Origin of the sequence: Fodinisporobacter ferrooxydans, from assembly GCF_022818495.1 — a bacterium.
In the GTDB taxonomy this organism is placed as follows: domain Bacteria; phylum Bacillota; class Bacilli; order Tumebacillales; family MYW30-H2; genus Fodinisporobacter; species Fodinisporobacter ferrooxydans.
This window is the reverse complement of record NZ_CP089291.1, coordinates 3,223,484-3,236,919: the sequence shown is the minus strand read 5'-3', so window position 1 is coordinate 3,236,919 and position 13,436 is coordinate 3,223,484. Positions and strand designations below refer to the sequence as shown.

General features: G+C 41.4%; 12 protein-coding genes and 1 pseudogene. 6 read left to right on the top strand and 7 right to left on the bottom strand.

The features are described from left to right. Window positions 1-187: 187 nt before the first annotated feature. From LSG31_RS15510 to LSG31_RS15490, 5 genes and pseudogenes are all read right to left on the bottom strand, one after another. Window positions 188-1,750, bottom strand: a complete 1,563-nt coding sequence (locus LSG31_RS15510; RefSeq protein ID WP_347435976.1) for a benzoate-CoA ligase family protein — start codon at window positions 1,748-1,750, stop codon at window positions 188-190. Between the two features lie 55 nt (window positions 1,751-1,805). Continuing rightward, window positions 1,806-2,603, bottom strand: a complete 798-nt coding sequence (locus tag LSG31_RS15505; RefSeq protein ID WP_347435975.1) for an enoyl-CoA hydratase/isomerase family protein — start codon at window positions 2,601-2,603, stop codon at window positions 1,806-1,808. Window positions 2,604-2,683: 80 nt separating this feature from the next. Next, window positions 2,684-4,162, bottom strand: coding sequence for an aldehyde dehydrogenase family protein (locus tag LSG31_RS15500; protein ID WP_347435974.1), 1,479 nt, complete (start codon window positions 4,160-4,162; stop codon window positions 2,684-2,686). After that, window positions 4,159-4,377, bottom strand: coding sequence for a PaaX family transcriptional regulator C-terminal domain-containing protein (locus tag LSG31_RS15495; protein WP_347435973.1), 219 nt, complete (start codon window positions 4,375-4,377; stop codon window positions 4,159-4,161). Before LSG31_RS15495 ends, LSG31_RS15500 begins: the two co-directional genes overlap by 4 nt. A 502-nt stretch (window positions 4,378-4,879) precedes the next feature. Next, window positions 4,880-4,996: pseudogene (locus LSG31_RS15490) on the bottom strand (methylglyoxal synthase); the annotation flags it as partial. Window positions 4,997-5,104: 108 nt separating this feature from the next. Here LSG31_RS15490 and LSG31_RS15485 point away from each other — a divergent pair. The 6 genes from LSG31_RS15485 to LSG31_RS15460 all read left to right on the top strand — a co-directional run bounded on the left by LSG31_RS15485 (window position 5,105) and on the right by LSG31_RS15460 (window position 10,802). Beyond that, entirely contained in the window at window positions 5,105-6,373 is a 1,269-nt protein-coding gene (locus LSG31_RS15485; protein ID WP_347435972.1) for an AraC family transcriptional regulator, read from the top strand. 136 nt (window positions 6,374-6,509) lie between these two features. Next, complete coding sequence (locus LSG31_RS15480; RefSeq protein ID WP_347435971.1) at window positions 6,510-6,764, top strand: YciI family protein; 255 nt, start codon at window positions 6,510-6,512, stop codon at window positions 6,762-6,764. A gap of 114 nt (window positions 6,765-6,878) precedes the next feature. Then, a complete protein-coding gene (locus LSG31_RS15475) occupies window positions 6,879-7,823 on the top strand; it encodes a fumarylacetoacetate hydrolase family protein (RefSeq protein ID WP_347435970.1) in 945 nt (314 codons plus the stop codon). Window positions 7,824-7,825: 2 nt separating this feature from the next. Continuing rightward, the gene (locus LSG31_RS15470) at window positions 7,826-8,314 is read left to right on the top strand and encodes a DinB family protein (protein WP_347435969.1); all 489 of its coding nucleotides are present in this window, start codon (window positions 7,826-7,828) and stop codon (window positions 8,312-8,314) included. A gap of 23 nt (window positions 8,315-8,337) precedes the next feature. After that, a complete protein-coding gene (locus LSG31_RS15465) occupies window positions 8,338-9,450 on the top strand; it encodes a cupin domain-containing protein (protein ID WP_347435968.1) in 1,113 nt (370 codons plus the stop codon). Window positions 9,451-9,593: 143 nt separating this feature from the next. Next, window positions 9,594-10,802, top strand: coding sequence for an FAD-dependent monooxygenase (locus tag LSG31_RS15460; RefSeq protein WP_347435967.1), 1,209 nt, complete (start codon window positions 9,594-9,596; stop codon window positions 10,800-10,802). Between the two features lie 219 nt (window positions 10,803-11,021). Here the strand turns inward: LSG31_RS15460 and LSG31_RS15455 are convergent, their stop codons facing one another. Together LSG31_RS15455 and LSG31_RS15450 are read right to left on the bottom strand one after the other, a co-directional pair. Beyond that, window positions 11,022-11,795 (bottom strand): IclR family transcriptional regulator, encoded by a 774-nt coding sequence (locus LSG31_RS15455; RefSeq protein WP_347435966.1) that lies wholly within the window; start codon window positions 11,793-11,795, stop codon window positions 11,022-11,024. Between the two features lie 282 nt (window positions 11,796-12,077). Further along, window positions 12,078-13,313: an MFS transporter gene (locus LSG31_RS15450; RefSeq protein ID WP_347435965.1), complete on the bottom strand. Its 1,236-nt coding sequence runs from the start codon at window positions 13,311-13,313 to the stop codon at window positions 12,078-12,080. Window positions 13,314-13,436: the final 123 nt, after the last annotated feature.

Below are 13,436 nucleotides of genomic sequence, written 5' to 3'. Positions count from 1 at the left end.
GGCTAAACCGATTCTGTATGAATGGTACGTATTTCTTCATTTGCTGTATCAAGTAAAAAAAGACGCCGGCTGTCCGGCACACGAGTCGGCCTTCTGGTTTCTGAATCAAACATGCGAACAGTCATTTTTTTCTAATATTCATACGATAGACCTATATGGGCACACGTTTCGGATCATAGGATGCCATTTATGCCTGGACAAAGCTTCTTAACTTAAAACGCTGGATTTTTCCACTGGCTGTTTTGGGCAATGAGTCAACAAACACGAAACGTTTCGGACATTTATACGCATCAAGTTGTTGTTTTACGAATGCGCGGAGTTCTGCCTCATCCGGTCTTAAAGCGCTTTCATCCAAAACAATATATGCAACAGGCTTGGTCAGTCCATCCCCATCCTCTTCTCCTACAACGGCTGCTTCCAGGATTGCTTCATGGTGAAGAAGCGCATTCTCAACTTCAATTGGCGATACCCAAATGCCGCCATTTTTCAACATATCATCCGATCTGCCGCAATACCAGTAAAATCCATCCTGATCCTGATAATATTTATCACCCGTATTATACCACTCACCCATGAATTTCTTTTTGCTGGTTTCATGAATGTTCCAATATCCCCATGCGAGACTGTCTCCCTTCAGCAAAAGATCTCCCGGAACATTCGGCGGTACTGGTTTACCCGCTTCATCTACAATTTTGATTTCATATCCATCGACCGCCAAACCCGTACTGCCGGGGCGGATCTTTCCGAAACGATTTGAAATGTAGATGTGTGTGGCTTCCGTTGATCCGATGCCATCCAGTATATCAACATGAAACGCATCTTTAAACTTCTTGTAAAACAATTCCGGAAGCGCTTCACCTGCTGAAACACAAACTCGTAAGGAAGACAAATCGAATTTTCGTTGCGAATTCTCGGCAATTCGAAGCATTGCTGCATATAATGTAGGGACTCCAAAAAATATAGTGGGACGATATGTTTCAATATGCTCAAAAATTTTCTCCGGCAATGGGTTTTCCCTCATCAATATAGTGGATCCGCCGATGCCAAGCGAGAAATAGAGTCCGCCTCCGAGTCCATATGCAAAATACAGCTTTGATGCGGAAAACGTAATATCCTGCTCATTGATATTCAAGACACCCTTGGCATAACAATTGAGTGCAACCTCCATATCTTGTTGAAGGTGAATCACACCTTTAGGCAGCCCGGTGCTGCCGGATGTATACAGCCAAAAACCGGCATCATCGCATTCCGTTATGGTAAATTCAAGCTCTGATCTTTCTTTGCTGAGCAGTTCTTGAAAATCAAGACAGTCAGGGTATGTCCCTTGATTGTCCACCACAATCACATGCTTCAGGAATAGAAAGCGGTTTCTCAAAAATGATATTTTTTCCCAAATGTGTTTTTCTATGACAAGTGCTTTGGAACGGCTGTTATTCAAAAAATACTCGTATTCATACGGCTGCAGCCTGGGATTTACGGGAATTGGTATCACTCCCATCTTGATCGCGCCAAAAAAGGCGATGGCAAAATCCGGCGTATCGTCCAATACAAGCAGAATCCTGTTCTCCAATTCTATCTCTAGCGACTTTAATGCATTTCCAAACTGATTCATGAGATCCCTAAGCATTTGGTATGTGTACGTTTCATTATTATAATATATTGCTGTCTTATTCCCCAAGCCTCTTTCTACGTTTTGTTCAATAAATTGATACGCAGCATTGTACCGATCTTTCACACCTAAACAATCCAATGCTCTCTCCCCTTTTGGTCATTCCCCATTGATTGACCCTGTGTGTATGAATCTATTATAAGCCTTGAAATTCAGCTTGGCGTTTTTCCAGGAATGCACTCAAGCCTTCTTTGGCATCCTGCGAACGGAATAACAGGTTCTGCAATTCCCCTTCATATCGCACGGCAACATTCAGCGGCATTTCCTTGCCGTTCATGATCGACAGTTTGATATTGGAAACCGCATACGTCGGCCCTTCCACCAACTTGCGCGCATAGGCAAATGTCTGTTCCCGCACTTCATCCAATGCATACAAACGGTCAACCAACCCGCATTCTTTTGCTTCTTTTGGCGACAGCGTATCCCCTGTGATGCACAGATCCAGCGCTTTGGAATAGCCAATCAGACGGGCCATCCGCTGTGTTCCGCCAGTTCCTGCCAATACGCCCAATGTCACTTCCGGCAGACCAATCTTATAGTCGCCATCGCCTGCAAAACGAAGGTCGCAAGCCATCGCCATTTCCAAACCGCCACCCACTGTGTGCCCCTCCAGCATGGCAATGAAAATTTTGGGGGAACGTGCAATTTTATCAAGCGTCTCATTGCAAAAGAGGCAAAATTGAGTCTTATAGCGCGGTTCCGCAGACTTCAAAAAGTTGATATTGGCGCCTACCGAGAAAAACTTCGGCACGTCGCTCATCAGAATGGCAACATGAATCTCATTATCCAAACGAATGTCATCGATCGCTGTATTCAGTTCCCGGTATACATCAAAATCGTAGGCGTTTGTTTTGTTCACATTCAAATGGATTTCCGCAATCCCATTTTCCTTTTTCAATGTTACACTCTTCATTGTTTGTACTGTTGCAGTCATGGCAAAAGCCCTCCTTGGTCATTTTATGCTTGTATCAAAAATCAACCTGAGTACCTTAGGTTAGGCACGAGCATCTTCTTCTACTTCACACCTAGCAGATTTAACGGACGTTTGCCCACATACGAGACAACACTTTTGGTTTCCGTGTATAAATTCAGGGTTTCGAGCGCCAATTCTCTGCCAAAACCGGATTGTTTGTAGCCGCCAAACGCGACACCCGGAAAAGCGGAAATGGGCGAGTTAACCATGACAATTCCGGCACGAATCGCTGCAGACACGCGATATGCTTTGGCATGGTCGCGCGTCCAAACAGCTCCAGCCAGACCATAAATGGAATCGTTCGCCTGTCGAACCACATCATCTTCATCATGAAACTTCATGACAACTACAACAGGTCCAAAAATTTCTTCCTGGGCCACACGCATGTTGTTTGTAACGTTCGCAATCACTGTCGGCATATACCAGTATCCGTTTTCAAAATCAGGACCCTCTGGACGTTTGCCGCCATACAAGACTTCTGCTCCCTCTTCTTCCGCGATTTTTACATACTGATCAATGACCTGTTCCTGTGCTTTGGAAACGATCGCACCTATATGCACAGAACTGTCGAATGGATCGCCAACTTTGATACGGCTCACTTTATCTAAAAATTTCCCCATAAATTCATCGTAAATGTTCTCATGCACAAACAAGCGGGAACGCGCTTCACAAGACTGCCCCGTATTGTAATAAATTCCATGCAGAGAACCGTCTACCGCTGCATCAATGTCTGCATCATCAAATATAATATTTGCAGATTTGCCGCCCAGCTCCAATGTTACTCTCTTAATGGTCTGGGCCGCTCGCGCCATGATTTCTTTCCCGGTCGCTGTTTCACCCGTAAAAGCTATTTTATCGATGCCCGGATGGTCACTGATGTACGGCCCGATTTCCGCGCCACTGCCGGTTATAACGTTTACAACACCAGCCGGCACACCCGCTTCATGGCAAATTTCTGCAAGGACTAGCGCGGTGATCGGCGTATTGCTTGCCGGCTTCAAGACAACCGTACAACCTGCTGCCAATGCCGGTGCAATCTTCCATGCGGCCATCATGAACGGATAATTCCAGGGAATGATCTGACCACAAACCCCCAAAGGCTCTTTGAGTGTATACGTAAAGAATCCATTCGGCATTGGAACGGTTTGCCCGCCCAATGTAACGGTCGCCGATGCATAAAACTCAAAATCTTCAATTGCCTGTACAATCTGACCTTTTGCGGTCGCAACGGTTTTGCCGCTATTCAAAACTTCAAGCTCGATAATTTCATCGAGTCTGTTCCGCATGATTCTGGCCACTTCATTCAATACACGAGCTCTTTTTGCCCCGTTCATTTTCGGCCAAGACCCTTGTTCGAATGCTTGGCGTGCTGCTGCAACTGCCTTGTCAACATCTTCCTTTGTCCCTTTGGCAACTTGTGCAATCACTGCACCAGTTGCCGGGTTATACGTATCAAAGAAGGCGCCATTGCTGCTGTTGACAAATTCTCCATTTATAAAAAGTTGATAGATTTTCTTCAAGGTACCATAGCCCCTTCCTCATCTTCATTCATGACGACCAAATTACGATAAAAGAACTTTTCAGCAAGCGGAGATAAAAATTGATGATACTTTCGAAAGAATGACCTCGCTTCCTCTCCAATCCAGTCACTTGGCAGTACCTCTTCAGGCAATCTTGGATCGATGAAGAGAAATTTGCGATATTCATGCACGCAAAATCCGCTGCACAAATGCATCGCTTTGCGTACACTTTACCGCCGCGTGCCATCAGCCAATTTCCATTCGTTTAACTGTAAGCGTTTGCTTATAACATTTAAAAATCCCCCTGTACATTCTTTATCGGTCTGGCGGCAAGTTCGCTTGATTACGCTAGATCCATTGCATATGTACCTCATATCCAATTGATCTAGGATTGAAATACTAATGCCTCCTTTTCTATTTATTACATTTTAATAATTATTATTAATATATATGTAATATAATATTATCATAGATATATGTCAATACTATCCGCAGCCAACTTTTACAAACATACGAACATCTTCATTCATACGAAAACAGTCTCTTCAGAAGCCAACGTTTCCTTAGATTAGGTTGGGCATATCGAATTTGGCAAGTTATTAGAAACCTGGAATAGGCTGATTTAGCTTCCACCAAAACATTACATGAATTGTTTTATATAACGATTTTATTGTTATAAATATGACAAAATACCGTGGGCAACGTAAGAACCTGTTCAATACCAAAATTTTCCATAATGCGCAAGCCTGTCGTCCCCGTTGAGAACAAACTGGCTTGTGCAAATATCGGCTCATATGCAATTGCGAAATCAACCATTTCATCTTTTGTCGCCATACGTTTTCATTTTGCTTTGCCTCCTTAAATTTTCATTTTTGAATGTTATTGAATTCGTTTCCGGAAATGATTATACTCGTATCATCCTGAAATAAAAAAGGATGATATTTGCTTTACAAGGATTCCATTAACATTAGAAGGGGTTTGAAAATGACTGATCACTCTTTCCATATAGAATCTGTAAGTGCAACTATTTTTTATTTGATCGATATCAACATGTCCGTAATGGAACATGATGGCTCGATCCTATTAGAATTAGAACGCAATCCTTTTCCAGATTTTTTATTTGAATTTCAGAAAAAAGATTTCTCGGTCCTTCGGGTAGAAGCGGAACAGCATTTGAACCATTGCTGCATATATACGAACGAGTTTGGGCTGTCTTATTTGGCAAATTTGGTTGAAGTAGTTGAGGGAGATATCAAACTTTTCGTTATCGGCCCTTTTTTAAAACAAACACCTGATACGCAGAAACTTAAAGAAACTTACAAGATTGATGAAAAGAAGATGATTATATTTGAAGAGTTCTTGCGAGGATTAAAACTGATCAGCAATTCAAAAATTAAAAGCATTGCAAATGTCCTTTATACGGTTCGAACACTCCGTGAAGCTCCTTTGCATTCCCAAGATGCGGAAAAAAATACCTCGAAGCGTGTTAAAGCAACACATCATCATGGAATTTTGCAACAGGTGGATGAGGAGTATACGGATTTAATTGACTTGCGATACAAGATAGAGAACGAAATCATGCATGCTGTTGAGTTGGGCAAAAAAGCAAAGTTAGAGCAATCTTTGTCAATGTTCGGAAATTTATTTGATTTTTCGGAACGTCTTCCAGGCCAACCAGTACGAGTAATGAAAAATGGATTAATCATTTTGAATACACTTCTGCGGATTGCAGCGAGGAATGGCAAAGTTCATCCTTTTTACCTACATCATATTTCTGAGAAGTTCGCAATTCAGATTGAACGTATCGATAGCATTGATTCTCTGGATAGGATGAGAATGATCATGTGCCATGAGTACTGCGATTTAGTGAAAACGCATGCGATTTCCGGTTACTCTTCTTTGATCCAAAAAGCGGTCCGCTTTTTGGATGTTCATTATAGCAAACCATTCGATTTAAAGCATCTGGCAGAATATTGTTTCGTACATCCGGCGCATTTATCGAGACAATTTAAGAAAGAAACCGGAATGACGATTACTGAATTTCTTCAAAAAAAGCGAATTGAAGAAGCAAAACTGATTTTAAAAACAGACTATACATCAATTGATGAGATAGCGGGTTATGTAGGTTTTGATGATGCCGGATATTTTACCCGCATCTTCAAAAAAATAGAAGGTATCACACCGACCGAATATAGAAATGCAAATCATTAAGTGGTGTGGTGAAGATATTTTAACAATAAATATTATCATCTTAGTATATTGACAAAGTTTCTTTTTCGATATTTAATATTTATATAAATAGTGAACAATATCAACTATTATTATAAACAGAACTTGAGGTGATAAAATGAAAAAATTTCTTGTATTCATCGAGCGTCAACCACAGTTTACTGGTGAATCTATCCCAAACCATCTGCGATATATACAACAATTGCGTGAACAAGATATTTTAGTTGCAGCTGGTGGATTCACGGATCAAACAGGCGGCGCATACATCCTTCAGGCCAACTCATTAGAAGAGGCTGTTAAACTGGCTGAAAATGATCCAATGTTTATGGAAAATACATGTATCTATAAGGTAAAGGAATGGAATGTTAAGTAATTTGAAATCTGAAAGCGGAATCAGACAATACATTGGAAGTATCCTTCAAAAAAGCTATCGATTTCGCAGTACTTCATTCATTTTCCTACTTCTAAGTTAAAAGGAGATAAAAATATGAAGCTAGTGAGTTTTCGTTACGATGGGAATACCAGAATTGGAAGCGTCATAGACGATACGATCATAGATTTAAATCTGGCTTGTCGTTCCATGTTAGAAGCAGAGGGACAAATTCGTGCGCAACAAATTGCGGAAGCATATGTTCCGGCGAATATGGTGGAGTTCTTGCAAGGTGGAGAACAGAGCATGAATTTGGCAAAACATGCGATCGAATTTGTTAAGCAAAATACCGAGCCTTTTCAATATAAAGTTGTCCATCAGGTATCGGATGTGAAAATAGACGCACCTGTCTTAAATCCGGCCAAAATGATATGTGTGGGACACAACTATCGCGAGCATATTCTTGAAATGAAACGAGAACTACCACCGTATCCCGTAGTATTTGCCAAGTTCAGCAATACGATTCTGGGACCTCAGGATGATGTACCACATTTTCCGGTCTCGGAACAGTTGGACTATGAGGCAGAATTTGCATTTGTTATCGGTAAACGGGCAAGAAATGTAAGCCAAGAAAACGCTTTAGAGTACGTGGCTGGTTATACGATTGTCAATGACGTCACATACAGAGACATCCAAAGAAGAACCATTCAATGGTTGCAAGGAAAAACTGTAGAAGGAAGTGCGCCAATGGGTCCATGGCTGGTAACTGCGGATGAGATTTCAGATCCGTCGGGACTTGAGGTTGTATTAACCGTAAATGGCGAGGAACGCCAACATTCCAATACACGGAATCTTGTTTTTACCGTCCAATATTTGGTTGAATTTCTTTCAAATCTGATGACACTTGAACCAGGTGATGTAATCTTGACAGGGACACCAGGCGGCGTAGGAGTTGCTCGGGATCCACAGGTATTCTTGAAAGACGGAGATGTGGTTCGTATTGAAATCGATCGCATTGGAGTATTGGAAAATCGCATAAAAAAAGTCGACCTGGGGGAGTAATCATGAACTGCCAAGAGGAAATCAAACAGATACAGGAACGCATAGACCAAATCATTCGCGTTACAAAAGAATTGCCTGAAGATTTGATCCGTTGGAAACCAGATGCGGATGTCTGGTCAATTATGCAGATATTATGCCACATCAATGAGGCTACCCCCTACTGGTTACATGAAATTCAACAGGTTGTGAACATGCCAGGTACAGAATGGGGCCGTGGTTTACAACATGAGGGCCGACTGGCTGCAGTAGCTCAGACAGATCAGCGTTCAATTCACGATGTAATACAGGAACTCGAAAATTCCAAAAAGCAAGTCCAAGATGTTCTCGGATCTCTTCGTGAGGAGGCTTTAAAAATCGAATCTCCAAGCCGCAACCCGCGTTTTGGAACAAAGCCTATGGAATTTATTGTAGACCATCTTATAATTGAACATCTTGGCAAACATCTGCAGCAAATCAATCGAAACATCCAACAATTTCGTGAGATTCATTAATACAATAAACGAGGTGATGCCGAATGGCAGAAAAAATGGAGTTTTTCCACAGCCAAATTGTAAAAGAATTTAATAGAGAGATTGAAAAGTACCATCTAGGACCGCTATGGCATGCAATCCCGGAATTGATGCCACACGAACCAAAACCACAAGCTGTGGCTTATTTATGGAAATGGAAAACCCTTCACACCAAACTGATGGAGGCACGTGAAATTTTCACTCCTGATCGTGGAGGAGAAAGAAGGGCTATTTACTTGCAAAACCCTGGCCTAAAACACCGTGAACCATGGGGATGGGCTTCTACTACACAAACTCTTTATGCCGCTGTCCAGTTAATATTGCCGGGAGAAACAGCACCATCCCATCGCCATACCCAAAGCGCTCTTCGTTTTATTACAAATGGTTCAGGAGCGTATACCATCGTCCAAGGAGAACGGATATTTATGGAGGAAGGAGACTATCTGATTACTCCAGGAGGACTCTGGCACGGTCATGCACATTTAGGTGCCGAGCCGATGATTTGGATGGATGCTTTGGATATTCCGACATTGTATTCGATTGGCGGGACATTTTTTGAACATTATCCGGAAAAAATAGAACAACCGAAAGTTCCGGATAACTATTCTTCACAACGTTATGCAGGCGGAATGGTTCGTCCAATTTCGGATCGTTATCCGAAGATCGCTCCACTTGGTTCTTACAAATGGTCTCAAACCTTGGCTGCAATCCATGGACTCAGCCAGTATGAACCAGACCCTTATGACGGTTATGCCATAGAGTATATCAACCCGTCGAATGGGAAAACGGCAAATCCGAATATTGCCGCTTGGATGCAAAAAATTCCGAAAGGGTTCCATTCCAAGGCACATCGACATACTTATTCCGTCATCTATCAAGTCTTCGAAGGTTCTGGTTGCTCCGTAATTAATGGCGTTCGTTTTGATTGGTCCAAAGGAGATTACTTCGTCGTACCAAACTGGGCTTGGCATGAGCATATTGCCACAGAAGATTCTTTTTTATTTTCTGTAAGTGATTTGCCTATTATGGAAAAATTCAGTGTACAACGAGAAGAAGATTATGAAAAAAATCAAGGCCATCAAGAGATTACAGATGAATTCAAACCACTTCTACCGTAAGTTGTAGATGTTATCCATTCTGAGACAATCTCTTGTAGAGTAAATCTTGCAAATTCAAACCATGAGAAAGCGTTTTAGGAAGAATACAACTATAAAAAATCTGATTGATATAGTTTTTAGATCAGTAGAGAGGAGTTTTAAGAATGTCAAATATAAAAGAAATTCCATTTTTAATCGTTGGCGGCGGTATTGGCGGCCTCACAGCAGCGCTGGGAGTTGCTGAATCAGGACGTTCTGTTTATGTTTTGGAGCAGGCACCAGAAATCCGTGAAGTTGGTGCAGGCATTCAATTGTCACCTAATGCAACATCCGTTTTATCTCGCTTTGGCGTGATGGATAAACTATCCGAACTTGCAGTATTTCCGAAACGTTTGGTGTTGATGGATGCTATGACCGGAAAAGAGCTTAGTGCTCTTGATTTGGGCGGTTCCTTCCTTAAAAAGTACGGTTACCCATACATCGTGCTGCACCGTGCTGATTTACAACAAGTGTTGTATGAAGCCTGCAAGGATAATGAAAAAATTACCGTTCTGACGAACCAAGCCGTAGAAAAAGTAGAAAATTTAGGGAAGAAAGCTCGGGTAACTTTACATGATGGAACAGCCTATGTTGCGGATGCAGTAATTGGAGCTGACGGACTGCATTCAATCACTCGTAAATTATTCAGTAACGATCAAACTGTCCCCTCCCAGTATGTAGCGTATCGTGGCACCATTTCAATGGAAGAAGTATCTGGCACAGCAGGTACCGATATGGATGACGTTCTAATGTGGATCGGCCCAAACCTGCACCTGGTTCAATACCCGGTGCGTCGTGGTGAGCTTTATAATCAGGTAATCGTCTTTAAAAGTTTTCGATACAAAGAAGACTCCGATGATTGGGGAACACCAGACGAGATTGACGAACATTTTGGGAAATGCTGTGATCCTGTGCGCCATGCAGTCAGCTTCATATCACGTCAGCGTCGTTGGCCAATGTACGACCGCGAACCGATCAACAACTGGACGTCGGGGCGTGTCGCATTGCTCGGAGACGCCGCACATCCGATGCTGCAATATCTGGCTCAAGGTGGTTGTCAGGCTATCGAGGATGCAGCTTGCTTGTCGGATTCTCTTCACGAGCACGGCGATGACTTCGGAACCGCTTTTTCGGCATATCAACAGAAGCGAATGGCACGTGCAACAAGCGTACAACGCAGCGCCCGCACATGGGGTGAAATTATCCACGCTGTGGATCCGACAGCAATCCTTTTGCGGAATTCAATCATGGAAAATCGAGATTCCCAAGACACTCATTATGTAAATTGGCTGTACTCCTATCGCTACAACGGAGACGCCCTGCCGGTTCACTAAAATCCAGGAAACTATTCATATATTTTTTATACGCTCGCTATTTTCTTGGCGAGCGATTCTTCTGATAATTCCCTTTTTGATGATTTACTGAAGCTAGATCAATTGATCATTCAACCCCAACAATCAAAACTCTCAGACACGCATAGGTGAGTCGTTGGTTTTTAAAATGTACGTTGTGCTGCTATTGTCTCATACGTATGAGCTAAATTGATAACCGAATTATTCTTTATTAACATTAGTACTTCCAAAAATACTCGAAATTTCCTGACTACTATCCAATAAATATTTAATTTTTTCATTATCCACCTGGAAATCTAAGGAATCTGAAAATCCAACTAAAGTGATAACACATAATAATTCTTGTTTAAAATTTAAGATAGGCACTGCAACGGAAGAAACGGAAGGAACAAGTGGTTCTATCGCAAATGAAATCCGTTCTTTTTTTATTCTGTCCAACTCTTTCTCCAAGTCTTGCCTTTGTTCTCCAGGAATTTCTTGGAGTTCTTTTTCTTTCCATTCATGGATCTGCACACAATTCTTAAAGGCTGCATACACTTTTCCGGTCGCAGAATAAATGGGTAAATACGTTCCGATTTGCGCTCCAATATTCAAAATATGATTGCTAGTGAGTAATTTTACAACAATTGGTCCATTCGGTGTCCAGAAGGATAATAAAACTGTCTCCTTACACTCCCGATTAATTTCATATAAATATGGTTCTACACGCTCTAACACATTTTCCTGGCTTACCGCAGCCATACCATATTCAATTAATTTATTGCCGAGAGTATATAAACCACCAAATTTATCACGATATAAAATACCCATATTCGTTAAAGTGTTTAAGTACTTATATAAATTACTTTTTGTTATCTGTGTCATTTCGCAAATATCTGTAAACGTCATGGGCCGTCCTTGACTAGCCACCAATTCTACAATCGACAATCCAATTTGAAGCGATTGAATACCTGTTCCTTTTTTTATTCCATCCACTTTTAAAACATCTCCAAAACATTTATATTATATATGGAAATTCGAGTAACCATCTATTTTATAACATGAGATTTACTTTATCTTTCGAATTCTTTATATTTCGAATTGTATCCAAGTGAGTAACCATATGTCAAACAAGGAATGCTTAAATGCGATTCGATATCTTTGGCAATCCTATAATCAGAAATTTGGAAAAGTATGATCAAGCCCAAAATTAAATACGAAATACAAAAAGGCTGGTTTGGTATGTTTCCCACCAGCCTGAATCAAAGCAACGATTGTTTAAAAAACTATATCGCTATTTTGATTCGACAAAAGATTTTCTTTACTTGTTCTTTGTCGTGTTTCAATTAACGCAAACCCAACGATCGTTGCAAGCAGGGGTCCGGCAGCTGCAACAAACATAACAATAGGCAATCCAAAGTGATCAGCCAGCACACCAGCAACTGCTGGAGTCACCGCAGCCCCAATTACCTCTCCAACTCCCATGCTTAGCGCGCTTGCAGTTGCTGCAAGACGCTCTGGAACAGTCTCCATAGGTATGATATTCATAAATAATGGAAACACACCTTGAACAACGTTTAAGAAAAAAGCTATAATCGCCAAATTCACCCATCCGCCATGATAGAAATACATAATGATAGGTGGAAAAACTGATAGGAAAGAGAACAATACCAGTGTTGGTTTTCGTCCCCAATAATCAGAAATGAGTGGAACAAGGAATCCCCAAGCGAATGCACCCAACCCCATGATTCCCATCACATATCCCATTTGTGCTTCTGTCAAATGGTCAACTTTTGTCAAAAATAGAGGAGCGAATATATTCATCACCCAAAGTGCTATCATTAAGCAAACCGAAACGAAAACGCTTACTAAAACATTGCGATATTTTAGCGCTTCAATAAATGTACTGAAGTTCGTTCCGTTAGAATCGGACTTTTGGAAGTGAATCTCACGGGTATATTTGATTAATATCAATCCCATAATTAATGTAGGAACACAAGTCAACAAAAATGCGACACGCCAATTTGTATGAACTGCCAATTGTGTAACTACCAACGGAGCAAGTGCGAGTCCAATAAGTCCTACTCCGCTTTGTGCGAACCCAATATTCCGCCCTACCCGTTCTGGGGAGGATTCCGCCATAATCATGCTTGCACTTAGCGGATATGTCGGTCCCTCACCAAAACCATTCAAAACGCGCAATACCAACATAGAACCGAATGAAACAGCAAATGCTGACATACCTGAAAAAATAGCCGTTGCGAAAACAAATGGAATCAACCAACGCTTCCTGTATCCGGATTTATCTGAAAGTGAACTGATTAATACCGCCGAGACGTCAAAGGCCAATGTCATCCACATCATAATTTGTCCAATTTCCGTATTGTTAAGGTGCAAAATCGGAGCAATGATGGGAAAAAGGAATGTAATTGCCAAACGGTCAAGCATAACGAATCCTAAAATAAAGAAAATAAACCATACCAACTTTATATCATATTTTTTGGACATTTCCATTTATTCAACCCCCGCCTGTTTCTAATTTACCCAATACCCCTAATACTTAACTTTTCTTTTAAAAAAACTCTTTTCTACACATATATTTTTTGAGCTGCTGATACGCCGAATCACTATATTTGC

Coding starts and splice junctions, on each gene's coding strand:
- LSG31_RS15505 (WP_347435975.1), bottom strand. CDS start 2,603: ATGACTGCAACAGTACAAACAATGAAGAGTGTAACATTGAAAAAGGAA.
- LSG31_RS15495 (WP_347435973.1), bottom strand. CDS start 4,377: ATGCATTTGTGCAGCGGATTTTGCGTGCATGAATATCGCAAATTTCTC.
- LSG31_RS15480 (WP_347435971.1), top strand. CDS start 6,510: ATGAAAAAATTTCTTGTATTCATCGAGCGTCAACCACAGTTTACTGGT.
- LSG31_RS15475 (WP_347435970.1), top strand. CDS start 6,879: ATGAAGCTAGTGAGTTTTCGTTACGATGGGAATACCAGAATTGGAAGC.
- LSG31_RS15470 (WP_347435969.1), top strand. CDS start 7,826: ATGAACTGCCAAGAGGAAATCAAACAGATACAGGAACGCATAGACCAA.
- LSG31_RS15465 (WP_347435968.1), top strand. CDS start 8,338: ATGGCAGAAAAAATGGAGTTTTTCCACAGCCAAATTGTAAAAGAATTT.
- LSG31_RS15460 (WP_347435967.1), top strand. CDS start 9,594: ATGTCAAATATAAAAGAAATTCCATTTTTAATCGTTGGCGGCGGTATT.
- LSG31_RS15450 (WP_347435965.1), bottom strand. CDS start 13,313: ATGGAAATGTCCAAAAAATATGATATAAAGTTGGTATGGTTTATTTTC.